The following is a 22,141-nucleotide window of genomic DNA, read 5'->3' as shown; positions in this document are numbered from 1 at the left end:
TACAAAAAAGGGGAGAAAATTTTGACGCCGTGGACGCGGACAACCGACCCCTTGGCATGTATACGTCAGCCTGCCAGGCCCTGCGCGAGATCGACGGCGTCCGCGAGACTGTCCACCACCGGCACGCCCGCCGCTTCCAGACTGGCCCTGCTGTGCGACCCGCCGGTGTACAGCACCGCCCGCGCGCCCACGTGCTTCGCCGCCACCGCGTCGTCCACCGCGTCACCGATGACCACCGTGTGCGCCGGGGATATGGCGCCCGCCCCCGCCAGCGCGGCCAGATGACGCTCCATGTGGAGCGCCTTGCTGCCGCCCGAAGGGCCCGTACGCCCGTCGACCCGGACGAAATGGCTCTCGATCCCGTAGCCGCGGACCACCGGCACCAGCTCTTCGTGACCGAACATGCTCAGCAGCGACTGGCTGCGGCCGGCCAGCTTCCACTGGGAGAGCAGCTGCTCGACGCCTTCGGTCAGCCCGCAGGCGACGCGGCGCTCGGCGTAGTGCCGGTGGAAGGTCTCGTCCATGACGAGCCACTCGGCGGCGGTCGGCTTCCGGCCGATCAGCCGCTCGTAGAACAGCGGGACCGGTACGCAGTACAGCTCGCGGTAGCGGTCCAGGGTGATGGGCTCGACGCCGATCTCCTCAAAGGCCACGTTGGTCGCCTCGACGACCGCCAGGATGTCGTCGAGCAGTGTGCCGTTCCAGTCCCAGACCAGATGTGTCGTGTGCTTCCCCATGCCGAAAACGGTACCGGCAGAGTGTGACAACGAGGCGGCCGGGCCGATTCCCGGCCGTCGACTCCCGTCCGTTTCCGGACATGACCGCCGCTGCCGGACGTCAATCGAGGGCCCGTCGGACACGGAACGCGGAACGCGGGACAACGGGCGCGGGACGCTGGACGCCGGACAACCGGCGCGGTTTGCCGGGCTGTCGGACGCGCCGCCTCAGCCGATGAGGTGCGGGATCTCCTGGATGCCGTACCAGAGCAGTTCGTGGTCCTCCGCGCCGTCCACCGTGAACTGCGCGTCGTCGTCACCGTGATCCGCCGCTCCCAGCGCGGCGGCCGCCGCGGTCACGTCGGCCTCCGCGTCATCGGCGTCGACATGCACGGCCGCCGCCTTCGACAGCGGCACGGCGGAGGCGAGCCGCACCTCGCCGAGCCCCGCGGAGTCGAGCCCGCGGTCCGGGTCCGAGACCGCTTCCCGGTCCGGTACGTCGGCGGCGACGACCACCCGGCGGCGCGCGGCGCCCGGCACGGCGGCGAGCAGTCGCAGCGAGGCGGCGGCGGCCCGGTTGAGCGCGGCGTACTCCAGCTCCTCGATGTCGTCGGAGACGTACCACTCACGCAGTCCCGGAGTCACCGCGTAGCCGGTCACCGGCCCTGGCCCCAGCTCGCCCGTCTTGTACGCCTCTGCGAGACCGGGAAGAGTCAGGGGGACGTAGACGCGCATGAGTGGCCGCTTTCGTAGTCGTGAGCACCCAAGGATACGGGTGACGGTCCCTCTTGGGGATGACGCCTCCTACGCCTCCCGACGTCCACCGCGAACCGCCGTCGCCCCGGCGCTCCCGCTCCTCCCGGGCGGATCACCACCCGGATAGGTGATCCGTACGGACGTTTCCGGCACCGCGCGCGGACCTTGCGGGGGCGCCCTCACTCCCCGTAGAAGATGCTCACCAAAAGTTACCGCCCGGTATCCGAGCCGGGCGGCAGAACGGGGGCGAGCGGCGTGCGCACGACAAGAACCACCACCTCCACCTCCCCTTCGGGGACCCGGCCGACCGGCCGCCGCGACCAGAGCGGTCCTGGCACCGTCCGGCCCCCGCGGCTGCCCCGCGTCCCGCCGCACGTCCCTCCGCACATCCCGCCGCACGAACTCTTCGCGGAGCGCCTGCTCGCCGTCCTGAGCGGCCGCAGGCCCGTGCACTGGATGCTCGGCCAGACCATCGGTGACGCGTACGAACAGCTCGTCAGGCTCGCGCCCAGGACACCGCTCAGGGCACGCGGCACCAACCCCGTCGTCCGTGGCTGCCGCGGCTTCCATCCGCGGCCCGGCGTGGTCGAGGCGTCGGCCAGCATCGCCGCGGGCGAGCAGGTCCGCGCCATGGCCTTCCGCCTGGAGCAGGGCGCCGATCTGCGCTGGCGGTGCGCGGCCGTGGAGATCGGCGGCGAACGGGCCGGGGCAGGCGCCCGCAGGACCTGAGGCGGCAGGACAGGCGGCAGGGTCACAGGAACGCAGACCGCAGGGCGCCCGCGAGGTCCGGGACACGGCGACGTCATGGCGCCTCCGGGGCCCGGACACGACGGGCCGGGTCGCACGCCCATGAGCGCGCGACCCGGCCCGTAAACCCGATTCCGCCGCAGATCCCCCGGCCCGTGACCGGAGGATCCGCGGCTGATCGCTACTTCTTGCGGCGGCGGCCGCCGCTGCCGCCCTTCTGTGACTTGCGGCGCTCGGCGCGCGTCAGACCGTCCGAGGTGGAGCGGGTCGGTCCGTCGCTCTGGTAGTCGCCCTCGAACTCACCCTCGACGACACCGCCCTCGCCGTCCACCGTGGGAGCGGAGAAGTGCAGCCGGTCGGGGCGCTGCGGGGCGTCGAGGCCCTTGGCGTGGATCTCGGGGCGGGACCCGCCGGCGGGCGCGCCCGCGGTCACGTCCTGCTTGGCGAGCGAGGGACGCTCGGCCGCGTCCTCCACCGGGACCTCCTCGACCTGCTGCTCGACCTGGACCTCCAGGTTGAACAGGTAGCCGACGGACTCCTCCTTGATGCCGTCCATCATCGCGTTGAACATGTCGAAGCCCTCGCGCTGGTACTCGACCAGCGGGTCCTTCTGGGCCATCGCGCGCAGGCCGATGCCCTCCTGGAGATAGTCCATCTCGTAGAGGTGCTCGCGCCACTTGCGGTCCAGGACGGACAGCACCACGCGCCGCTCCAGCTCACGCATGATGTCCGAGCCGAGCGATTCCTCGCGGTCCGCGTACTGCGCGTAGATGTCGTCCTTGATGGACTCACCGATGAACTCCGCGGTGATCCCCGCGCGGTCGCCCGCCGCGTCCTCCAGCTCCTCGACGGTGACCTTCACCGGGTAGAGCTGCTTGAAGGCGCCCCACAGCCGGTCGAGGTCCCACTCCTCCGCGAAGCCCTCGACGGTCTCCGCCTGGATGTAGGCGTCGATCGTGTCGTCCATGAAGTGACGCACCTGCTCCTGGAGGTCCTCGCCCTCCAGGACGCGGCGGCGCTCGCCGTAGATGACCTCACGCTGGCGGTTCAGGACCTCGTCGTACTTGAGGACGTTCTTACGCGTCTCGAAGTTCTGCTGCTCCACCTGCGACTGCGCAGAGGCGATGGCGCGCGTCACCATCTTGTTCTCGATCGGCACCTCGTCGGGGACGTTGGCCATCGACATGACGCGCTCGACCATCTGTGCCTTGAACAGCCGCATCAGGTCGTCACCGAGCGACAGGTAGAAGCGGGACTCGCCCGGGTCGCCCTGACGTCCGGAACGGCCGCGCAGCTGGTTGTCGATACGGCGCGACTCGTGGCGCTCCGTACCCAGGACGTAGAGCCCGCCGAGGTCCTTGACCTCCTCGAACTCCGCCTTCACCGCCTGCTCGGCCTTCTCCAGGGCCGCGGGCAGTGCCGCCGCCCACTCCTCGACGTGGTCCACGGGGTCCAGGCCGCGCTGCCGCAGCTCCGCCTCCGCGAGGTCGTCGGGGTTGCCGCCGAGCTTGATGTCCGTACCGCGTCCTGCCATGTTCGTGGCGACGGTGACGGCGCCCTTGCGGCCGGCCTGCGCGATGATCGGCGCCTCACGGTCGTGCTGCTTGGCGTTGAGCACCTCGTGCTGGACGCCGCGCTTGCTGAGCTGCTGCGAGAGGTACTCGGACTTCTCGACCGAGGTGGTGCCGACCAGGATCGGCTGCCCCTTCTCGTGCTTCTCCGCGATGTCGTCCACGACCGCCGCGAACTTCGCGACCTCGGTGCGGTAGATCAGGTCGGACTGGTCCACGCGGACCATCGCCCGGTTCGTCGGGATCGGCACGACTCCCAGCTTGTAGATCTGGTGGAACTCGGCGGCCTCGGTCATGGCCGTACCGGTCATGCCGGAGAGCTTGCCGTAGAGGCGGAAGAAGTTCTGGAGGGTGATCGTGGCAAGGGTCTGGTTCTCGTCCTTGATGTCCACCCCTTCCTTCGCCTCGATCGCCTGGTGCATGCCCTCGTTGTAGCGGCGGCCGGCGAGGATTCGGCCGGTGTGCTCGTCGACGATCATGACTTCGCCGTCGATGACGACGTAGTCCTTGTCGTTCTTGAAGAGTTCCTTGGCCTTGATGGCGTTGTTCAGATAACCGACGAGCGGGGTGTTCACCGACTCGTACAGGTTGTCGATACCGAGCCAGTCCTCGACCTTCGCGACACCGGGCTCATGGATGGCGACCGTGCGCTTCTTCTCGTCGACCTCGTAGTCGCCGGTCTCCTCGATGCCCTTGAGCTGATTGCCCGCCTCACCCTTGGTGAGCCGGGTGACCAGCTTGGCGAAGTCGCCGTACCACTTCGTGGCCTGGTCGGCCGGGCCGGAGATGATCAGCGGCGTACGGGCCTCGTCCACGAGGATCGAGTCGACCTCGTCCACCACGGCGTAGTTGTGGCCGCGCTGGACAAGCTCGTCCCGGGACCACGCCATGTTGTCGCGGAGGTAGTCGAACCCGAACTCGTTGTTCGTGCCGTACGTGATGTCGCAGTTGTACTGCTCGCGGCGCTGCGCGGGCGACATGTTCGCCAGGATGCAGCCCACCGAGAGGCCCAGGAACTTGTGGACGCGCCCCATCAGCTCCGAGTCACGCTCGGCCAGGTAGTCGTTCACCGTGATCAGGTGAACGCCCTTGCCGGACAGCGCGTTCAGGTAGGCCGGGAGCGTGCCGACGAGAGTCTTGCCCTCACCGGTCTTCATCTCGGCGACATAGCCCAGGTGAAGCGCGGCGCCGCCCATCAGCTGGACATCGTAGGGACGCTGGCCGAGGACGCGCTTGGCCGCTTCGCGGACGGTGGCGAAGGCCTCGGGAAGCAGGTCGTCCAGGCTCTCGCCCTCGGCGTACCGCTCCTTGTACTCGGCGGTAAGCGCCTTCAACTCGGCGTCGGAGAGGCTGACGAAGTCCTCTTCGATGGAGTTGACCTGGTCCGCGATGCGGTGCAGTTTGCGCAGGATCTTGCCTTCGCCTGCACGCATGAGCTTGTTGAAGACGGACACTGAGGGTGGTCTCCTTGCCGGTCGGGCCGGGCACTGGGTCGTATTACGGACACGGGCGCGGGCACGGCAGGCGGGCCCCACCGCAACGGCCATCGTAAGCGAGGACGCGCCCGCGCCGGGAGGGCCGCTGTCACGCGGACCCGCTGTCACCCACAAGGAGAACGCTCGGAACGCACGGAAGGTGCCGGTGAGGAAAGAAGCGGGGGGCGAAAAATGCTCGCGCTCCACACCGGCGCGAATCAGAATCCGGTCATGGAACCCGTCACCCTGACCACAGAACGCCTGCTGCTGCGCCCTTTCACCGCGGCGGACACGGCCGCGGTACACCAGGCGTGCCAGGACCCGGACATCCAGCGCTGGACGACGGTCCCCTCGCCGTACACACGACAGCATGCCGAACAGTTCATCGGACGGCTGGCCCCGGACGGCTGGCGGGACGACACGGAATACACCTTCGCCGTCGAACCGCGCGACGGCCCGGGCCGGCCGGTCGCCGCGATCAGCCTGCATCACCCCCGCTCCGGCACGTGGGAGGCCGGCTACTGGACCGCGAAGGAGCACCGGGGCCTCGGCTACATGACGGAGGCCGTGAGGACACTGGCCCGGTGGGCCTTCACGGACCTGGCCGCGATACGGGTCGAGTGGCGTGCCGAGGTCGGCAACGAGGGCTCGCGTGCCGTCGCGGAGAAGGCGGGCGCGGTGGTCGAGGGCGTACTGCGCGCGGGTCTGCTCAACAAAGGCGTGCTGCGCGACTGCTGGATAGGAGCCCTGCTCCCCACCGATCTGGGCCTGCCGGGCACCCACCCGTATCTGCCGGGCCGGACGCGGGAGCGTCCGACCCGATGAACCCCTTGTCGCCCTCGGGCGTGAGCCTGCACGAGCAGGAGCAGAGCCCGTCGATCCGGCTCGGATCCGGCTCGGGTCCCGGCCCCGGCCGCGGCCCGGGACGGGCTGTCAGTGCCGGCGTCTATCGTGCCGAACATGACGACTGCGCCGCCTCCAGCCATCGAGCTGTCCGCCGACGAAGCGCGCCGAATCGCGCTGCGCGCCCAGGGATTCATCGGCGCCCCCGACCGTCGCGCTGGGGTCCGGGGTGTCCTGCGTCATCTCGGCGCCGTTCAGCTGGACACGATCTCGGTGCTGGCGCGTTCACATGAGCTGGTCCCGTACGCCAGGCTCGGGGCGGTCGGCCGCAAGGCCGTCGAGGACGCGTACTGGACACACGCGCCCACGGACCCCACGCCGGCTCCGGCGGCCGGGGCGGCGGCGCACCGGCCGCATGCCTTCGAGTACTGGTCCCACGCGGCGTGTGTCCTGCCCGTCGAGGAATGGCCGCACTTCGCCTTCAGGCGCCGCTCCTACCGCGCGAGCCCGCACTGGTACCACGACCTGCCGGACGGCGTGTACGAGACAGTGATCAAGCAGTTGCGGACGGAGGGGCCTCTCACGGCGACGGAGCTGGGCGGCGCCAAGAACGGCGGTCCGTGGTGGGACTGGTCGGCGGCGAAGGTCGCCGTGGAGCGCGCGCTGATGTTCGGCGAGGTCGTCTGCACGGGACGGCGGAGCTGGAAGCGGGTCTATGACCTGGCGGAGCGCGCCATCCCCGGCGATCTCCTGCACGACTCCCTCGATGACGCGGAGTGCCAACGCCGGCTGGTGCGGCTCGCGGGCCGGTCGCTCGGGGTCGGCACCCGCGCGGACCTCGCGGACTACCACCGCCTCAAGGGCGAGCACTTCGACGCCGTGGTCGCGGACTCGGGGCTGGTGCCCGTGAAGGTCGAGGGATGGGCCAAGCCCGCCTGGGCCGATCCGCAGGCGCTGGAGAGCGTTCCGCGCGGACATCACCGTACGACGCTGCTCTCGCCGTTCGACTCCCTGATCTGGGAGCGGGCGAGGACGGAGCGGATCTTCGGCTTCACCCACCGCCTTGAGGCGTACGTGCCCAAGCCCAAGCGGGTGTACGGCTACTTCGCGATGCCGCTGCTCTCCGGCGGCAGGCTGCTGGGCCGGGTTGATCCGGCGCGGGAGGGGAAGACGCTGGTGGCCAAACAGGTGTCGCTGGAGGGGCCCAAGGCGGTCGGTCCCATGGCCCAGGCGCTGCTTGAGGCCGCCGAGTGGGTCGGCTGCACGGACGTACGGGTGGAGAGGGTGGACGCACCGGAGCTGCGCGACGCTTTGGCGGCGGCCGTCGCGACCGGCTGAGATCTGGCGCGCCCGGCCGGATCCCGCCGTGTTCCGGGGAGTTCGGAGAGTCCGGCGCGTCCGCGTTCGGGGATCGCGGGAGAGTTGCGGTTCGGGGAGTTCCGATCGGGAAGCTCGTGAGTCCGAGGAGTTCGGGAAGTTCAGCGGATCTCGAGGATCTTCTCCCGCATCGCGTAGACCACGGCCTCCATCCTGGAGTGCAGCTGAAGCTTCTCCAGGATGTTGCGGACGTGATTCTTCACGGTGTTCTCGGAAATGAACAACTCCTTGGCGATATCACGGTTGTTCATTCCGGTGGCGACCAGCTTGAGCACTTCGAGTTCACGCTCGGTCAGGCGCGGCACCGGCACGAGTCTGCGCTCATCGGTGCGCTGGATCATCGATTTGAACTCGGTCAGCAGCTTGGACGCCATGGACGGGCTGATCTGTGACTGGCCGTCGGCGACCGCGCGAATCGCGGTGGCCACCTCGTCCGTGGAAATCTCCTTGAGGAGATAGCCGGTGGCGCCGGCCTTGATCGCGTCGTAGAGGTCGGCCTCTTCGTCGCTGATCGTCAGCATGATGATTTTCGCGCTCGGCGACACCTCCTTGATGGCGGTGCAGGCTTCGATACCGCCCCGTTTGGGCATCCGCACATCCATCAGCACGATGTCGGGCAGCAGATCGGCGGCCTTGTCCACGGCCTCCGCGCCGTCACCCGCCTCGCCGACGACCTGGATGTCCTCCTCCTGCGCGAGAACGATCTCCAGGCCACGGCGGAAGAGCGCGTGATCGTCCACGACAAGCACCCGGATGGGCTCCTTGCCCGGCCCGTCCGCCGCGGCGGAGCCGTATCCGGCACCGTCGGGCATCCCGCCGGCGCCGCTCGCGTGATGCACCGGTCCGAAGCTGTCCGCCATCGTTCCTCCCCCTGAAGGCCATGGCCCCGAGTTCAACCGAGCCGGCCAACCGCACTTCGCAGACCAGCTGTTGGCTTGCGAGGCCATGATTTCATGCCTGGGCGTCAGAACGGTGATCCTCTGGACACACGGTGGTGCCCCTGAGCGCGTAAGGGGCACTCAGGGGCACCACCCGAGGGGCGGATCTCAGCCGAAATCCCGGTCGTACTCAGCCGGACGAGGGCTGGAGCAGGCAGTCTCCCGGCCTCGGGCGGTCTCTCAGCCTCCGAGGGCGCCACCCGCGCCACCCAATTCCGAGTCCGCCAGCGGATCCGTCCTGAGCCGGATCACTCCGTAGTCGTACGCGTGGCGCCGGTAGACAACACTCGGCTCCTTCGATTCGGAGTCGACGAACAGGTAGAAGTCGTGCCCGACCAACTCCATTTCCTCCAGAGCCTGGTCGAGCCCCATCGGCGCGGCGACGTGGTTCTTCTCCCTGACCACCAGCGGTCCGTCGCCCTGGACTTCCAGAGGACCGGCCTTGGCCTGGGACGCGGCCTGCGCGGCCTCTTCCGCGGCTGTCTCGCCGTTCGCGTTCAACTCAGCCGCGTCGGGGACGACTTCGACGACCTCGGCGGCCGAGAGCCGGCCGTTTCCACGCCGGTTGTAGCGCTTCTCGTGCTGCTTGCGCAGCCGCGCCTCCAACTTGCCGGTGGCCAGGTCGAGCGCCGCGTACGGGTCTGCGGCCGCCGCCTCCGCCCGGATCACCGGGCCGCGCGAACGCAGGGTGATCTCCACCCGGTCGCACCGATCGGCCTGACGCGGATTATGTTCCTTGGACACCTCGACGTCCAGGCTGATGACCTTGCCGTCGAGCTTCTGGATCTTCTCCAGCTTCAGCTTCTCGGCCACGTGCTTCCGAAACCGCTCCGGTACCTCTGTTTTGCGGCCCTTGACGACGATGTCCACGCAGAACTCCGTTCCCGGATCACTCCGCCTCGTTGCGGAGATACTCCCTGTTGCACCAGGCTCCAGTAGTCACCGGAGCCTCGGACTTGGCGACTTTCACCTCCTCCTCCCCCGTGGACGCGATGCCCACTCCCCACGAACTACGAGGTTCTGAAAAACGCCGAACACAGCGGGTGCATTCAGTGAGCCGCGGCTTTCGCCATTCCTCACAACCGAACATAGCTCTCTCGGACGGGTGTCGGCACCCGCTACCCGCAGGTACCTCCGTTCAGGTGTTTCCCTTCCCCCTTTACCAGCAAGGATGCAAATCAACGCTCAGTTCCGGTTTATCTCGAAAGACTGCGGAAGCGCGGAGACGACCGCGGCGCTCACCTGTGCGAATCCGGCACTGCCGGGGCGGCCCGCGGCACGCAGCGCCCGCGCCGCCTCGACCAGCGAGGTACCGGTCGTCATGAGGTCGTCCACCAGCACCACCCGGCCGCCCTCCAGCAGCCGCCCGCCCCCGCTCGCGACCTCCAGGGCCCCCGACAGGTTCGCCGCCCTCTGACGGGCACCGAGCGCCGCCTGATCGGCCACCGCCCGCCGCTGCCGCAGCACGGGAAGCACCCGCGCCGGTCTGCCGGAACGCCGGAGATCCGCCGCGGCGGCCAGCGCGATCCTGCGCGCGGCATCGTGCCCGCGCGCTCCCACGGCGCGCCGCGTCGACGGCACAGGAACGAGCAGCAGCAGTCCCACGCCCGTGCCCGGCGGCACCGCGGCCCGCACGGCGGCGGCCAGCGCCTCACCGAGCGGCCCGGCGAGACCGAGCGCGCCGCGTTCCTTGTGCGCGAGCAGCACCGCGCGCACCGCGTCCTCGTACGGCGCCGCGGCATGCACCACCGGCAGCCCCGCGGGCTCGGGCACCGGCCGCACCCGGCACGGCCACATCCCGTACAGCGCCCGGCCGCAGTCCTCGCACAGCGGCGTCCTGGGGCTGCCGCAGCCGCCACAGGCGACAGGGAGCACCAGGCCGGTGATCTCTCGCCACCACCCCCGCATGACATCCACTGTGCCAACCGCGAAGCTGCCCGGCCACCCCTGTGGACAACCCGTTCCGCGGGATTCAGTCATCGGCTGCGGCCTTTTCGGGACAGGGCCTCAACAAGATCTTCATGAGTCTCTAGCCCGGGTAGACGGGCGATGAGCCCGCCTCAACCATCGTCTGCCAATTCGCGCCGGACGGCAGCCGGACGATCCCTGCGTCCTCGGAGTCGGCGACCAGCGGCTGCCGGTCGTCGTCGGCCGCCGCGATGGCCGTCACCTGATTCAGCCCGGGCAGCACACTCGCCGCCGACGTGGATCCGTCGGTCTGTATGTAGCGCACCTGCTGCACCCCGCCCTGCTCCTTGCCCACGACCACCAGTCTGCTGGGCCCCGCCCACGACACGGCGGTCACCGCCTCCAGCTGAGGGGCCGCCGACTTCAGAGCCACCACGGACACCTCGGATCCGCCGCCGGCGTGCCGCTCCACCCGGCCTATCTGAAGAGTCGTCCGTCCGTTGTCGGTCAGCAGCAGCGCCACCCTGACGCCGTCGGCCGACACCCGCACCGCCTGAATGCGCGCATTGCCGATACCGTCCACCGCGACCTCCCGCGGCGCGCCCTTCCCGCCGGGGAGGCGCAGCAGCCGCGGCTTCGCGGGATTACGGTCGGCGATCCACAGATCGCCGTGGCCGTCCCAGCTGGGCGCCGACAGCCGGTCCTCGGCCCTCGTTCCGGTACTGGTCACCACCGGATCGCCCGGATCGCCGTCCGCGACGATCGACGACACGAACAACGACCTGGCGTTCTGGTCGACGCCCGCGGCACGCTTCTCGTCACGCGAGACCGCGACCGAACCGAGTTTGGCCGTACCGTCCCCGAAGGGGCCGATGACCGGTGTCCTGGCGACGCTCTCGCCGCCGGTCTCCAGCCGGGTCAGCTTGCCGGCCTCGTCGACGAAGTACGGGTTGTCGGGAGAACCGGTGGCGCGGTCCGGGGCGAACTCCTGCGCCTGGTCCCCGTTGAGCAGGCAGAGCGAAGAGCCGTCCGCCATCAGCTCGACCCGCTCGACCCGGGTGGATGTGAGGTCCCGCAGGGTGAAGAGAAGCTGCGCCGCCATCTTCCTGCACTGCGTACGCCCCGCCTTGGCCGCCTTGTCGTTGAGCGGCACCTTCAGCGCGTTACGGTCGTCGAACTCCAGCGATCTAACGCCCTTCTCCAGCTGCGTACCGGCGGGGAAGACCGAGTCGACGACCGGATCCAGCCAGCCGGTCGGGCCGTCGAGCAGCACCTTGATCGCCTGAGTGACCGAATCCATCCGCGTGGTCGGGTCTATTCGCTTGCGGATGTAGACGGGGTCGGCGACCAGCCAGTCCTGCCCGGAGGCGAAGTAGTACTTGTTCACGGAGCGGTAGCTGCGCTGGAAGTCGGAGTCACCGAGCACGAGACCCTGCGGCAGGCTGTCGATGCGCCACTCGGCCCCGTCCGCGTCCTTCTGCTGCACGAGATGGATCGAACCGTCGTACGCGACGGGCGTGACCGGCTGGTACGCGTGCGCGGCGTCGACGTAGGCGATCCGCTCGCCGGACAGCGGGTAGCGGAGGCCGGGCTCGGACGCGGCGGGCCCCTGGGGAGCCGTGGGGTCGGGGGCGGAGCGCAGCACCGTCGTGCTGTCCTCGGGCCGCCAGGTCTTGGAGGCCTGCTTCGTCAGGTACTTCCTGGCCATGGCGAAGTCCGGGTCCTCACTGGTCATCGCCTCGAGGAAGCCGTCGACTATCTCGTCGGGCTCGGCCTTCGCGCGCGGCGGCACGGCGTAGACCCGCACCTGGGACTCCCCTCGCGGGGACGCCTTGACCAGTTCCACATCACCGCTGTCAGGGATGGACGCGCAGCCGGCCAGCAGCAGCGCGACGATCCCCAGCAGGACGGGCATCCGTACCGCACGCCCGGGTATACGTCCTCGACCGAACCGACGGCGGTCAGCGCCCACGAGTCGTGTCCTCCCGCTCCGAAGCCGTCCGTGCAGAGTTCATGGGGCCATCGGCGCCCTTGTGGTCCATGGGGTGGTCGGGGCCCTCGCCGTCCGTGGGGGCCCCGCCGTCCGCGAGGACCTCGCCGTCCGTGGGCCCGGTGTCGCCGTCGCTGCCGCCGTCCCCGGCGCGCTCGCCCACCGGGCAGGCCACCACACGGGCCCCGCTGCCGGGCAGCGCGGCCGGATCCACCACGGCCGACGCGGGCGGCGTACGGGGCGGCAGGGGCGCGGACGGCAGGGGAAGCGGTGAGCGGTCCGTCCCGGGCGGCTGAGAGGGCACGCTCGTCAGCCGGTGCCCGCTCTCCTTGGGCTCTCCGGAAACCGCGCGCTCGCGGCCGCGCCTCGAATCCTCGGGCTCCAGCGGTATCGGCGAACCACGCAGCGACTCGTCCGCGGTGCGCGGCAGCGTCAGCCGGAACTGCGAGCCGCCCCCGGGCTCACCCCATGCCTGGAGCCAGCCGCCGTGCAGCCGCGCGTCCTCGACCGCGATCGACAGACCGAGCCCGGTACCGCCGGTGGTACGGGCCCGGGCCGGATCGGCCCGCCAGAAACGGTTGAAGACCCGCGTGGCCTCGCCCGGCTTGAGCCCGACGCCGTAGTCGCGCACCGCGACCGCGACCGCACCGCCGGCCACCGCCATCCGTACGACGACGTCCCGGCCCTCGCCGTGCTCCACGGCGTTGACGACCAGATTGCGCAGCACCCGCTCCACCCGCCGGGCGTCCGCCTCCGCGACGACGGGCTGTTCGTCCCCGACGACCCGGATCCGGCTGCCCTTGCGCTCGGCCAGCGGCTCGGCGCCGCCGATCACCCGGCGCACCACCTGACGCAGGTCTATCGGCTCGGCCTCCAGGGCCGCCGCACCCGCGTCGAAACGACTGATCTCCAGCAGGTCCGACAGCAGCGACTCGAAGCGGTCGAGCTGGTCCCCCAGCAGCTCCGCCGAGCGCGCCGTCACGGGGTCGAAGTCCATCCGCGCCTCATGGATGACGTCGGCGGCCATCCGGACGGTCGTCAGCGGTGTCCGCAGCTCGTGCGAGACGTCGGAGACGAAGCGCCGCTGCATCCGGGAAAGCTCTTCCAGCTGCTGGATCTTGAGCTGCAGATTCTGCGCCATCTTGTTGAAGGCCTCACCGAGACGCGCGATGTCGTCCTCACCGGTGACCTTCATGCGTTCCTGGAGCCGTCCCGTGGACAGCCGCTCCGCGATCCCCGCAGCCATCCGCACGGGCGTGACGACCTGCCGCACCACCAGCCAGGCGATGGCCCCGAGCAGCACGACCACGAAGAGCCCGGCCGTGGCGAGCGTGCCCTTGACCAGGTTGAGGGACTGCTCCTCCTGTGTCAGAGGGAACAGGTAGTACAGCTCGTACGCGTTGCCGTCGACATCGTTCAGCCGCTTGCCGATGACCAGACCCGGCTCCGGCTCCCTGGCCTCGGTCGCGTCGGTGTAACGGATCTGGGCGTACGCCTCGAACTGTCCTGTGCCCCCCGCCACCGCGGACCGCAGATCCACCGGAATGCTGGTGAAATCGACTCCGCCGGAGGCGCGCGGTGCCCGCTTGGTGGAGATCGCGTCCTGCGAGTCGGCGCTCAGCGCCACCACGTTGAACGCACCGGGTCCTCCGCTGGCGAGCTGTTCGACCAGCTCGGTCCGCCAGGAGTTACGGCCCGGCCTGCCGCCCGCGGTGTTGCCGTCCTGCCCACCGGGCGCGGCGGCCGCGTCCGCCTTCTCCTTGGCCACGGTGAAGCCGCCCGCCGCCTGGCTCTGGGCCGCCTTCTCCTTGGCTTCGATCAGACCGTTGCGCACCTGCCCGATGACGACGAACCCCAGGAGCAGCACCACCCCGAGCGACATCAGCAGCGTGGCCGCGACGACCCGCAGCTGGATGTTCCGCCGCCACAGCCGTACGGCAGGCAGCAGAGGACGCCTCACCCAGCGCACCAGAAGCCGCAGCACAGGACCGCCGGGCGTGCCGTCCTGGAGCAGCCGGCCGCCCTGAAACAGCCGGCCGGCCCACAGGGACGCACGCACGGATCCGGCCGGCAGCCCCGCACGGACTCCCGGCTCCCCGGGCTTCGGAGCAGCACTGCCGCCGGACATGTCAGCTCGGTCCTGCCTTGTAACCGACACCTCGGACGGTCACCACGATCTCCGGACGCTCCGGGTCCTTCTCGACCTTGGAGCGCAGTCGCTGGACATGCACATTGACCAGCCGGGTGTCCGCCGCGTGCCGGTAACCCCAGACCTGCTCCAGGAGCACTTCACGGGTGAACACCTGCCACGGCTTGCGGGCAAGCGCGACCAGCAGGTCGAACTCGAGCGGCGTCAGGGCTATCGACTGCCCGTCACGCTTCACGGAGTGACCCGCCACATCGATGACCAGGTCCCCGATGGCCAGCTGCTCCGGCGCCGGCTCCTCCGACCTCCGCAGCCTGGCCCGGATCCGGGCCACCAGCTCCTTGGGCTTGAACGGCTTGACGATGTAGTCGTCGGCCCCCGATTCAAGACCCACCACCACGTCGACCGTGTCGCTCTTGGCCGTGAGCATGACGATGGGCACGCCGGACTCGGCCCTGATGAGCCGGCACACCTCGATGCCGTCCCGGCCGGGCAGCATGAGATCCAGCAGCACCAGATCCGGCTTGGCCTCACGGAAAGCGGCGAGTGCCTTGTCACCGTCTGCTACGAACGACGGCTCGAACCCTTCACCACGCAGCACAATGCCGAGCATCTCGGCCAGTGCGGTGTCGTCGTCGACGACAAGGACGCGTCCCTTCATATCGACATCATCCCATTACCTCATCGTTACTTGGCGTGACCTGGCACACAGCTCCGCGATCCCGTCCCCGGTGACCGGGGACAGAGCGCCGTACTCGGTGACGATCGCCGTCACCAATTCTGCGGGCGTGATGTCGAAAGCCGGGTTGTACGCCTGCGTTCCCAGCGGCGCCACCGGCATCCCACTCCCACTGCCCGTCTCCACTCCCGCCACCGCCATCTGCGGTGCCGTGAGCTCCGTCACCTCCTGCCCCGGTCGTTGCTCCACCTCGATCGACGCTCCGTCCGGGGTGTCCGGGTCGATCGTCGTGGTCGGAGCGACCACGACGAACGGCACCCGGTGATACTTGGCCAGCACGGCCAGCGGGTAGCTCCCCACTTTGTTCGCCACCGATCCGTCGGCCGCGATCCGGTCCGCCCCCACGAGGACGGCGTCCACCTCACCCGCGGCGAAGAGCGAGCCGGCGGCGTTGTCTGTCAGCAATGTGTAAGCCATCCCGTTGCGAGCCGCTTCGTACGCCGTCAGCCTGGCGCCCTGGAGCAGCGGACGCGTCTCGTCCACCCACAGACGTCGCAGCCGGCCGGCCCGGTGTGCCGACAGAGCCACGGCGAACGCGGTGCCCTCCCCGCCCGAGACGAGCGCCCCGGTGTTGCAATGGGTCAGGATCCGGTGGTTGCCACCAGGCAGCAGTTCATCGAGGAGCGTAAGCCCAAACGCGGCCATCCGCGCGCTGGCCTCGGCATCTTCCCTGTGCAGCCGCCTCGCCTCGGCGAGCGCGGCGGCCGCCGCCTGGTCCAGATCCGCCCCCTTCTCGGCCGCCGCCCGGTACGCGTCACGCGCCCGCCGGACCCCGTAACCGAGGTTCACCGCGGTGGGCCGTGCCTGTGCCAGGATCTCCGCCGCGTCCTCGACGTCGTACCCGCGCACGGCGGCGAGCGCGACCCCGTAGGCGCCCGCGATCCCCAGCAGCGGCGCCCCGCGAACGGCGAGCATCCGGATCGCCCGCACCAGAGCCGGTACGTCAGTGCAGACGTATTCCTCCTCCTCGACGGGCAGCCTCGTCTGGTCGAGGAGGACCAGTACGGGCCCTTCCGGCGGCTCGTCCCACCGAAGCGAGGGGAGCATGGACGGCTCTGTGCCCACAGAGGTTGGTGTGTACGGATCAGCCATCCGCCCAGTCTGCCCGCTGCGGCAGCGACAATGAAGGGACGAAGGAAGCGGATACGGAGATACCGCCGCCCGACCACCGGAACCCGCCGCGTGGCACGATGGCTGCCGGCCCGCCTCTCGGCTCCACGGACAGGCGCCGCCGAAGCGCCGGCTCGCCGAGCAGGCCCCGCAACCAATCCACGAGGTGGACGACCGTGAATGACACTCCGGGCTGGGCTTCGCCCGGATCTGCCCCTTCCGACGGCCAGGAGTCCGGTGTGCCCCAGCCCGCCGGGCCGGCCGACGAGACCGGCTCCTCCTCGAAGTGGTCCAAGGCCCAGCCCCCTGCCGGACAGTGGTCCCCGCCGAGCGGCCCCGCCGCGGGTCCGCCCGTGCCGCGGCCCCCGCGCGCCCGGACCGGCGGCCCCGGTCCTTCTGACGGCGGGGCACCCGGCTGGGGAGGCCCGGGTCCCGGGTGGGGAAACGGGGCGCCCGGCTGGGGCCGGCCGCCCGCCGCCAAGCCCGGTGTGATCCCGCTCCGGCCGCTCGGTGTCGGCGAGATCCTCGACGGTGCGGTCTCGACCCTGCGCGCCCACTGGCGCACCGTCCTGGGCGTGACCGTCACCATTGCCGTGATCACTCAGCTGGGCAATCTGCTCGCCCAGCGCTTCCTGATGACCGGGCCGTCCGACCTCGGTCCGAACCCAACTGCGGAACAGGCGATGGATGAGGCGGTCCGCTCCGTCCGGTCGAGCCTCCTCGTCACCCTGCCCAACCTGGCGCTCACACTGATCGGCACCCTGCTCACCACGGCGATCCTCACCGTGGTCATCAGCCGCTCCGTCCTGGGACGTCCCGTCACGTTCAAGGAAGCCTGGGCCGAAGCCACGCCCCGGATCCCCCGGCTGCTGGGACTGACGCTCATCCTGCCGCTGATGGGCGGCGTCATCCTGGCCATCGGCATCCTGCCGGGCGTGCTGATCGGTTTCCTCGCGGAGGCCAAGGCCGCCGGGGCCGGGGTCATCGTGCTCGGCGCACTGGCCGGCTTCGCCGTCGTCCTCTGGCTGATGATCCGCTTCGCTCTCGCCTCCCCCGCCCTGATGCTGGAGAGGCAAGGCGTGGTGGCATCCCTGCGCCGCTCCGCCAAGCTGGTCCGGGGCGCCTGGTGGAGGACTTTCGGCATCCTCGCACTCACGGTCCTGATGACCTTCGTATTCTCGTTGATCATCGGGATTCCGTTCAGTGCCATCGCCATCGCGGTGGACGGTGGCGGCTTCGGCGGCCTGCTCTCCGGCACCGTCCCCGACTACGGCTGGGCCTTCCTGATCATCACCGGCATCGGTGGAGTCGTCTCCGCCTCGATCACCTTGCCGGTCTCCGCCGGCGTGACGGTCCTCCTCTACGTCGACCAGCGCATCCGCCGCGAAGCCCTCGACATCGAACTCGCGCGAGCCGCGGGCATTCCCGGCTACGGCCGGCCCGGCGACGACATTCCCGGGAGCTGATGCGGTGATCATCGCGGGGGGCGCGACAACGACGCGGCTGATGATCCGTACAAGCGACGACCTACCGGTGGACACTCCCCGTTCCCCCGCCCGTGAGGCGGCGGAACGGGAACTGTCCAGACCGATGTACCACGAGAACGACCCCAACCTCCTGCAGCGGGCGATCAACCGCTTCCTGCAGTGGGTCGGCGACCTCTTCGGTTCCGCCGCCGGAGCCACACCCGGCGGCACCCTGGGGCTCGTTGTCATTCTTCTGTTCGTCGTGGCCCTCTTCGCCGCACTCTGGTGGCGCCTCGGCACACCCCGCCGCCTTCCTGGCGGCGGGACCGGCTCGCTCTTCACAGAGGGTCCGCGAAGCGCCGCCGGCCACCGGGCCGACGCGGAAACACACGCCGCCGCCGGGCGCTGGAACCAAGCCGTCCAGGAGCGCATGCGCGCCGTCGTCCGCGCCCTGGAGGAACGGGCCCTGCTCGACCCGCGTCCCGGCCGTACCGCCGTCGAGGCCGCCACCAAGGCCGGGCGGTCCCTTCCCGGACAGGCCGGCCGACTGCGCACAGCAGCCCACGAGTTCGACGACATCACATATGGCGGCCGCACCGCGGACCACAGCACGTACCTGCGTCTGCGCGAACTGGATCTGGACCTGGAACGCACCCGGCCGCAGTTGAGCGCGACGGCTGGGGGACCGGCCGGATGACGACCACGATCGGCTCCACCTCGGTCTCCCCCACCGCCCGCCACATATGGACCCGGGGCCGGGGACCGCTCCTCGTTCTCGTCATCCTCCTGGCCGCCGGGATCACCATCGCCGCCATACGCTCCGGGGACCACCACGGCAGTCTCGATCCGCGCTCCGCCGACCCGTACGGCAGCCGGGCCGTGGCCGAACTGCTCAGGGACCGCGGCGTTTCCGTCGACACGGTCACCACACTCGACCGGGCCACAACCGCCGCCGGGCCCGACACCACACTTCTGGTCGCCGTCCCCGATCTGCTGACACCGCGTCAACAGCGTTCCCTGCGCGCCGCCATGACGTCCTCGGAAGGCCGCACCGTCCTCCTCGGCGCGGGCCCCGCCTCGCTCGACACCCTTGCCCCCGGAGTCCGTGCGAAATCCATGGCCCCCGTCTCCCCGGCCGCACCGCGGTGTTCTCTGCCCGCCGCCCGCAGCGCGGGCACGGTCGACATCGGCGGCGTTCAATACACCACCGACTCGCGCGACACCGAAGCCTGTTACCCGGTCGACAGCACGCCGACTCTCCTCCGGATCGGATCCACCAACGCCGGCGACACCGTACTGCTCGGCTCCCCCGACCTCCTCTACAACAACCGTCTCGCCAAGCAGGGCAACGCCTCGCTCGCCCTGCAACTCCTCGGTTCCCGGCCTCATCTCGTCTGGTACCTCCCCTCTCTCGGCGATGCCTCCGCCGCCCAGGACAGCGGCAGCAGCGGTTTTCTCGATCTGATCCCTTCCGGCTGGCTCTGGGGCACCCTTCAGCTCCTCCTCGCCGCAGTACTCGCCGCCGCCTGGCGCGCCCGCAGACTCGGCCCTCTCGTCACCGAACGGCTCCCCGTCGCCATCCGCGCCTCGGAATCCACCGAGGGCCGCGCCCGGCTCTACCGCAAGGCCGACGCCCGCGACCGCGCCGCCACCGTCCTGCGCGCGGCGGCCCGCGACCGCCTCGCGCCTCTTCTCGGCCTCCCGCCCACGCGGGCGCACGCCCCCGAGCACCTGATCGCCGCCGTGTCCGCACGGCTTCCGGACACCGGCGCGGACCTGCCCACCCTGCTCTTCGGCCCGGCTCCGGCCGACGACGCCGCTCTCATCCGCCTCGCGGACCAACTCGACGCCCTCGAAAGAGAGGTACGCACCTCATGAGTGCCACGACCCCGGAGACCGCTGAGAACCCGGACGGCGCCCGCGCTTCCCTGGAGGCCCTGCGCACCGAGATCGGAAAGGCGGTGGTCGGCCAGGACGCCGCTGTCACCGGTCTCGTCGTCGCCCTCCTCTGCCGGGGCCACGTCCTGCTCGAGGGGGTCCCCGGCGTCGCCAAGACCCTCCTGGTGCGAGCACTTGCCGCATCTCTCGAACTCGACACGAAGCGCGTCCAGTTCACCCCCGACCTGATGCCGAGCGACATCACCGGTTCTCTCGTCTACGACGCGAGAACCGCGGAGTTCTCCTTCCAGGCCGGTCCCGTCTTCACCAATCTGCTGTTGGCCGACGAGATCAACCGCACTCCTCCCAAGACGCAGTCATCGCTTCTGGAGGCCATGGAGGAGCGTCAGGTCACTGTTGACGGCACGCCGCGTCCGCTCCCGGACCCGTTCCTGGTCGCAGCCACGCAGAACCCAGTCGAGTACGAGGGCACTTACCCCCTTCCTGAAGCCCAGCTCGACCGTTTTCTCCTCAAACTGACCGTGCCGCTGCCCTCCCGCGACGACGAGATCAACGTCCTCACCCGCCATGCGGAAGGCTTCAACCCGCGCGATCTCCAGGCCGCAGGGGTACGCCCCGTCGCGGGGCCGGCCGATCTGGAGGCAGCGCGCGCCGCCGTTGCCAAGACTGTTGTCTCACCCGAGATCGCGGGCTATGTCGTCGATATCTGCCGTGCCACTCGAGATTCCCCCTCACTCGCACTCGGCGTCTCCCCGCGAGGCGCCACTGCCCTGCTCTCGACCGCCCGGGCCTGGGCCTGGCTCACCGGTCGCGACTACGTCACCCCGGACGACGTGAAGGCACTGGCCCTGCCCACACTCCGCCATCGCGTCCAGCTGCGGCCCGAGGCGGAGATGGAAGGAGTCACCGCGGACTCCGTCCTCACCGCCGTCCTGGCCCATGTGCCCGTCCCCCGATGAGGAGCTGAACCCACCCCGTGGCCCTCACCGGACGAACAGCGCTCGTCGCTGCTCTTTGCTCATTCCTCGTAGGTATCGCCGCCCCCAGCTGGGCGGGGATCTTCTCCGTCAATGGGCTGCTCTCGGTAGCAATTCTGTGCGACTACTTCCTGGCCGCGCCAGTGAAAAAGCTCCAGTTCACCCGAAGTGGTGAAACGTCCGTTCGACTCGGTGAGAGCGCCGAGGTCATCCTGACCGTTACCAACCCGTCGAACCGCCGCCTCCGCGCCCACCTCCGGGACGCCTGGCCGCCCAGCAGTTGGCCGACAGGCACTGAACAGGCCGCTTCGCGCCACCAGTTGACCGTCGCGCCGGGCGAACGCCGCAGCCTCACCACTCTCCTGCGTCCGACCCGCCGCGGTGACCGGCACGCGGAACGCGTCACCGTTCGCTCGTTCGGACCACTGGGTCTCGCCGCCCGGCAGGGCGACCATCACATCCCGTGGAGCGTCCGCGTACTGCCGCCCTTCACCAGTCGTAAGCATCTGCCGTCCAGGCTCGCTCGCCTCCGTGAACTCGACGGACGCACCAGCGTGTTGATCCGCGGCGAGGGCACCGAGTTCGACAGCCTCCGCGCCTACGTGCCCGGCGACGACACCCGCTCCATCGACTGGCGCGCCACCGCACGCCAATCCACCGTCGCCGTACGCACCTGGCGCCCGGAACGGGACCGGCACATCCTCATTGTGCTCGACACCGGGCGGACCTCGGCCGGCCGCGTGGGCGACGTTCCGCGCCTCGACGCGGCCATGGACGCCACGCTGCTGCTCACCGCGCTCGCCTCACGTGCGGGCGACCGAGTGGACCTGCTCGCCTACGACCGTCTCAGGCGCGCCCAGGTCCAGCGCCGTTCGGCGAACGACATCCTTCCCGCCGTGGTGAGCGCGCTGGCACCGCTGGAACCGGAACTCGTGGAAACCGACACACGCGGCCTGGCCTCAGCCATGCTGAAGGGCGCCCCACGTCGTTCCCTCATCGTGTTGTTCACCAGCCTCGACGCGGCTGCCGTCCAAGAGGGCCTGCTCCCCGTGCTCCCGCAGCTCACCCAGCGCCACACGGTGCTCGTGGCCTCGGTGGCGGATCCCCACATCGAGACGATGGGGGCCGCACGCGGCACAGTGGACGCGGTTTACGAGGCCGCTGCCGCCGCCCGGACCCAGGCGGAACGACGCCGTACGGCAGAGCGGCTCCAGCGTCACGGCGTCACCGTCGTGGACGAGACTCCGGAGAAACTGGCCCCCGCGCTCGCGGACGCATACCTCGCCCTGAAAGCCGCCGGCCGCCTCTGAGATCCGCTCTCACGGGCGGTCGATGTGCACAGGTGGCCGGCAGTGGTGGCTCTATGCATAAACGTGGAGAAATTGATGGTGAACGCAGAGAAGCCCCGTACCATAAAGGTACGGGGCTTCCCCATAAAAATTGTTCGGCGGCGACCTACTCTCCCACAGGGTCCCCCCTGCAG

Annotated in this window: 18 protein-coding genes; 8 read left to right on the top strand and 10 right to left on the bottom strand. The window is 69.9% G+C overall.

Annotated elements, in window-relative coordinates; all coding sequences use genetic code 11:
* Positions 1-65: 65 nt before the first annotated feature.
* Both ACIP6N_RS29395 and ACIP6N_RS29390 read right to left on the bottom strand, forming a co-directional pair.
* Complete coding sequence (locus ACIP6N_RS29395; RefSeq protein ID WP_401820687.1) at positions 66-737, bottom strand: HAD family hydrolase; 672 nt, start codon at positions 735-737, stop codon at positions 66-68.
* A gap of 207 nt (positions 738-944) precedes the next feature.
* Positions 945-1,451 (bottom strand): DUF6912 family protein, encoded by a 507-nt coding sequence (locus tag ACIP6N_RS29390; RefSeq protein WP_401820685.1) that lies wholly within the window; start codon positions 1,449-1,451, stop codon positions 945-947.
* Between the two features lie 216 nt (positions 1,452-1,667).
* Between ACIP6N_RS29390 and ACIP6N_RS29385 the strand changes: the two genes are divergently transcribed.
* Positions 1,668-2,201 (top strand): Rv3235 family protein, encoded by a 534-nt coding sequence (locus ACIP6N_RS29385; protein WP_401820683.1) that lies wholly within the window; start codon positions 1,668-1,670, stop codon positions 2,199-2,201.
* Positions 2,202-2,400: 199 nt separating this feature from the next.
* On the opposite strand, the gene secA is transcribed toward ACIP6N_RS29385, so the two are convergent.
* Positions 2,401-5,244, bottom strand: a complete 2,844-nt coding sequence (secA, locus tag ACIP6N_RS29380; protein WP_401820681.1) for a preprotein translocase subunit SecA — start codon at positions 5,242-5,244, stop codon at positions 2,401-2,403.
* Positions 5,245-5,496: 252 nt separating this feature from the next.
* Between secA and ACIP6N_RS29375 the strand changes: the two genes are divergently transcribed.
* Both ACIP6N_RS29375 and ACIP6N_RS29370 read left to right on the top strand, forming a co-directional pair.
* Complete coding sequence (locus ACIP6N_RS29375; RefSeq protein WP_401820678.1) at positions 5,497-6,090, top strand: GNAT family N-acetyltransferase; 594 nt, start codon at positions 5,497-5,499, stop codon at positions 6,088-6,090.
* A gap of 135 nt (positions 6,091-6,225) precedes the next feature.
* Positions 6,226-7,446 carry a winged helix-turn-helix domain-containing protein gene (locus ACIP6N_RS29370; protein ID WP_401820676.1) on the top strand — a complete coding sequence of 407 codons (1,221 nt, stop codon included), beginning with the start codon at positions 6,226-6,228 and terminating at the stop codon, positions 7,444-7,446.
* A gap of 140 nt (positions 7,447-7,586) precedes the next feature.
* Here ACIP6N_RS29370 and ACIP6N_RS29365 read toward each other — a convergent pair whose 3' ends face one another.
* The 7 genes from ACIP6N_RS29365 to mtnA form a co-directional block, all read right to left on the bottom strand.
* Positions 7,587-8,345 (bottom strand): response regulator, encoded by a 759-nt coding sequence (locus ACIP6N_RS29365; protein ID WP_401820674.1) that lies wholly within the window; start codon positions 8,343-8,345, stop codon positions 7,587-7,589.
* 258 nt (positions 8,346-8,603) lie between these two features.
* Positions 8,604-9,293, bottom strand: coding sequence for a ribosome hibernation-promoting factor, HPF/YfiA family (hpf, locus tag ACIP6N_RS29360; RefSeq protein ID WP_401820673.1), 690 nt, complete (start codon positions 9,291-9,293; stop codon positions 8,604-8,606).
* Between the two features lie 315 nt (positions 9,294-9,608).
* Complete coding sequence (locus ACIP6N_RS29355; RefSeq protein WP_401820671.1) at positions 9,609-10,331, bottom strand: ComF family protein; 723 nt, start codon at positions 10,329-10,331, stop codon at positions 9,609-9,611.
* A 121-nt stretch (positions 10,332-10,452) separates the two neighbouring features.
* Entirely contained in the window at positions 10,453-12,246 is a 1,794-nt protein-coding gene (locus ACIP6N_RS29350; protein ID WP_401820669.1) for an LpqB family beta-propeller domain-containing protein, read from the bottom strand.
* A 46-nt stretch (positions 12,247-12,292) separates the two neighbouring features.
* Complete coding sequence (mtrB, locus tag ACIP6N_RS29345) at positions 12,293-14,449, bottom strand: MtrAB system histidine kinase MtrB (RefSeq protein WP_401820668.1); 2,157 nt, start codon at positions 14,447-14,449, stop codon at positions 12,293-12,295.
* Between the two features lies 1 nt (position 14,450).
* Positions 14,451-15,128: a two-component system response regulator MtrA gene (mtrA, locus tag ACIP6N_RS29340; protein WP_009333493.1), complete on the bottom strand. Its 678-nt coding sequence runs from the start codon at positions 15,126-15,128 to the stop codon at positions 14,451-14,453.
* A 15-nt stretch (positions 15,129-15,143) separates the two neighbouring features.
* Positions 15,144-16,298 (bottom strand): S-methyl-5-thioribose-1-phosphate isomerase, encoded by a 1,155-nt coding sequence (mtnA, locus tag ACIP6N_RS29335; protein ID WP_401820665.1) that lies wholly within the window; start codon positions 16,296-16,298, stop codon positions 15,144-15,146.
* 194 nt (positions 16,299-16,492) lie between these two features.
* On the opposite strand from mtnA, the gene ACIP6N_RS29330 reads away from it, so the two are divergent.
* From ACIP6N_RS29330 to ACIP6N_RS29310, 5 genes are read left to right on the top strand one after another with little or no spacing between them, the layout of a single operon-like run.
* Positions 16,493-17,782, top strand: coding sequence for a glycerophosphoryl diester phosphodiesterase membrane domain-containing protein (locus ACIP6N_RS29330; RefSeq protein WP_401820664.1), 1,290 nt, complete (start codon positions 16,493-16,495; stop codon positions 17,780-17,782).
* A 40-nt stretch (positions 17,783-17,822) separates the two neighbouring features.
* Positions 17,823-18,479 (top strand): DUF4129 domain-containing protein, encoded by a 657-nt coding sequence (locus ACIP6N_RS29325; protein ID WP_401820662.1) that lies wholly within the window; start codon positions 17,823-17,825, stop codon positions 18,477-18,479.
* The gene (locus tag ACIP6N_RS29320) at positions 18,476-19,660 is read left to right on the top strand and encodes a DUF4350 domain-containing protein (RefSeq protein ID WP_401820661.1); all 1,185 of its coding nucleotides are present in this window, start codon (positions 18,476-18,478) and stop codon (positions 19,658-19,660) included. Before ACIP6N_RS29325 ends, ACIP6N_RS29320 begins: the two co-directional genes overlap by 4 nt.
* Positions 19,657-20,640: an AAA family ATPase gene (locus ACIP6N_RS29315; RefSeq protein ID WP_401820660.1), complete on the top strand. Its 984-nt coding sequence runs from the start codon at positions 19,657-19,659 to the stop codon at positions 20,638-20,640. The genes ACIP6N_RS29320 and ACIP6N_RS29315 overlap by 4 nt, the downstream gene beginning before the upstream one ends.
* A gap of 17 nt (positions 20,641-20,657) precedes the next feature.
* Positions 20,658-21,968 carry a DUF58 domain-containing protein gene (locus tag ACIP6N_RS29310; RefSeq protein ID WP_401820658.1) on the top strand — a complete coding sequence of 437 codons (1,311 nt, stop codon included), beginning with the start codon at positions 20,658-20,660 and terminating at the stop codon, positions 21,966-21,968.
* The last annotated feature ends 173 nt before the right edge of the window (positions 21,969-22,141 follow it).

The sequence above is a fragment of the Streptomyces sp. NPDC088725 genome (assembly GCF_044751305.1).
Taxonomy (GTDB): Bacteria; Actinomycetota; Actinomycetes; order Streptomycetales; family Streptomycetaceae; genus Streptomyces.
This window is presented reverse-complemented; position numbering and strand designations above follow the sequence as displayed.

Bases quoted from the DNA above. Each gene is read 5' to 3' on its own strand.
- ACIP6N_RS29395 (WP_401820687.1), bottom strand. From the start codon at position 737: ATGGGGAAGCACACGACACATCTGGTCTGGGACTGGAACGGCACACTG.
- ACIP6N_RS29390 (WP_401820685.1), bottom strand. From the start codon at position 1,451: ATGCGCGTCTACGTCCCCCTGACTCTTCCCGGTCTCGCAGAGGCGTAC.
- ACIP6N_RS29385 (WP_401820683.1), top strand. From the start codon at position 1,668: ATGCTCACCAAAAGTTACCGCCCGGTATCCGAGCCGGGCGGCAGAACG.
- ACIP6N_RS29375 (WP_401820678.1), top strand. From the start codon at position 5,497: ATGGAACCCGTCACCCTGACCACAGAACGCCTGCTGCTGCGCCCTTTC.
- ACIP6N_RS29370 (WP_401820676.1), top strand. From the start codon at position 6,226: ATGACGACTGCGCCGCCTCCAGCCATCGAGCTGTCCGCCGACGAAGCG.
- ACIP6N_RS29365 (WP_401820674.1), bottom strand. From the start codon at position 8,345: ATGGCGGACAGCTTCGGACCGGTGCATCACGCGAGCGGCGCCGGCGGG.
- ACIP6N_RS29355 (WP_401820671.1), bottom strand. From the start codon at position 10,331: ATGCGGGGGTGGTGGCGAGAGATCACCGGCCTGGTGCTCCCTGTCGCC.
- ACIP6N_RS29350 (WP_401820669.1), bottom strand. From the start codon at position 12,246: ATGCCCGTCCTGCTGGGGATCGTCGCGCTGCTGCTGGCCGGCTGCGCG.
- mtrB (WP_401820668.1), bottom strand. From the start codon at position 14,449: ATGTCCGGCGGCAGTGCTGCTCCGAAGCCCGGGGAGCCGGGAGTCCGT.
- mtrA (WP_009333493.1), bottom strand. From the start codon at position 15,128: ATGAAGGGACGCGTCCTTGTCGTCGACGACGACACCGCACTGGCCGAG.
- mtnA (WP_401820665.1), bottom strand. From the start codon at position 16,298: ATGGCTGATCCGTACACACCAACCTCTGTGGGCACAGAGCCGTCCATG.
- ACIP6N_RS29325 (WP_401820662.1), top strand. From the start codon at position 17,823: ATGATCCGTACAAGCGACGACCTACCGGTGGACACTCCCCGTTCCCCC.
- ACIP6N_RS29320 (WP_401820661.1), top strand. From the start codon at position 18,476: ATGACGACCACGATCGGCTCCACCTCGGTCTCCCCCACCGCCCGCCAC.
- ACIP6N_RS29315 (WP_401820660.1), top strand. From the start codon at position 19,657: ATGAGTGCCACGACCCCGGAGACCGCTGAGAACCCGGACGGCGCCCGC.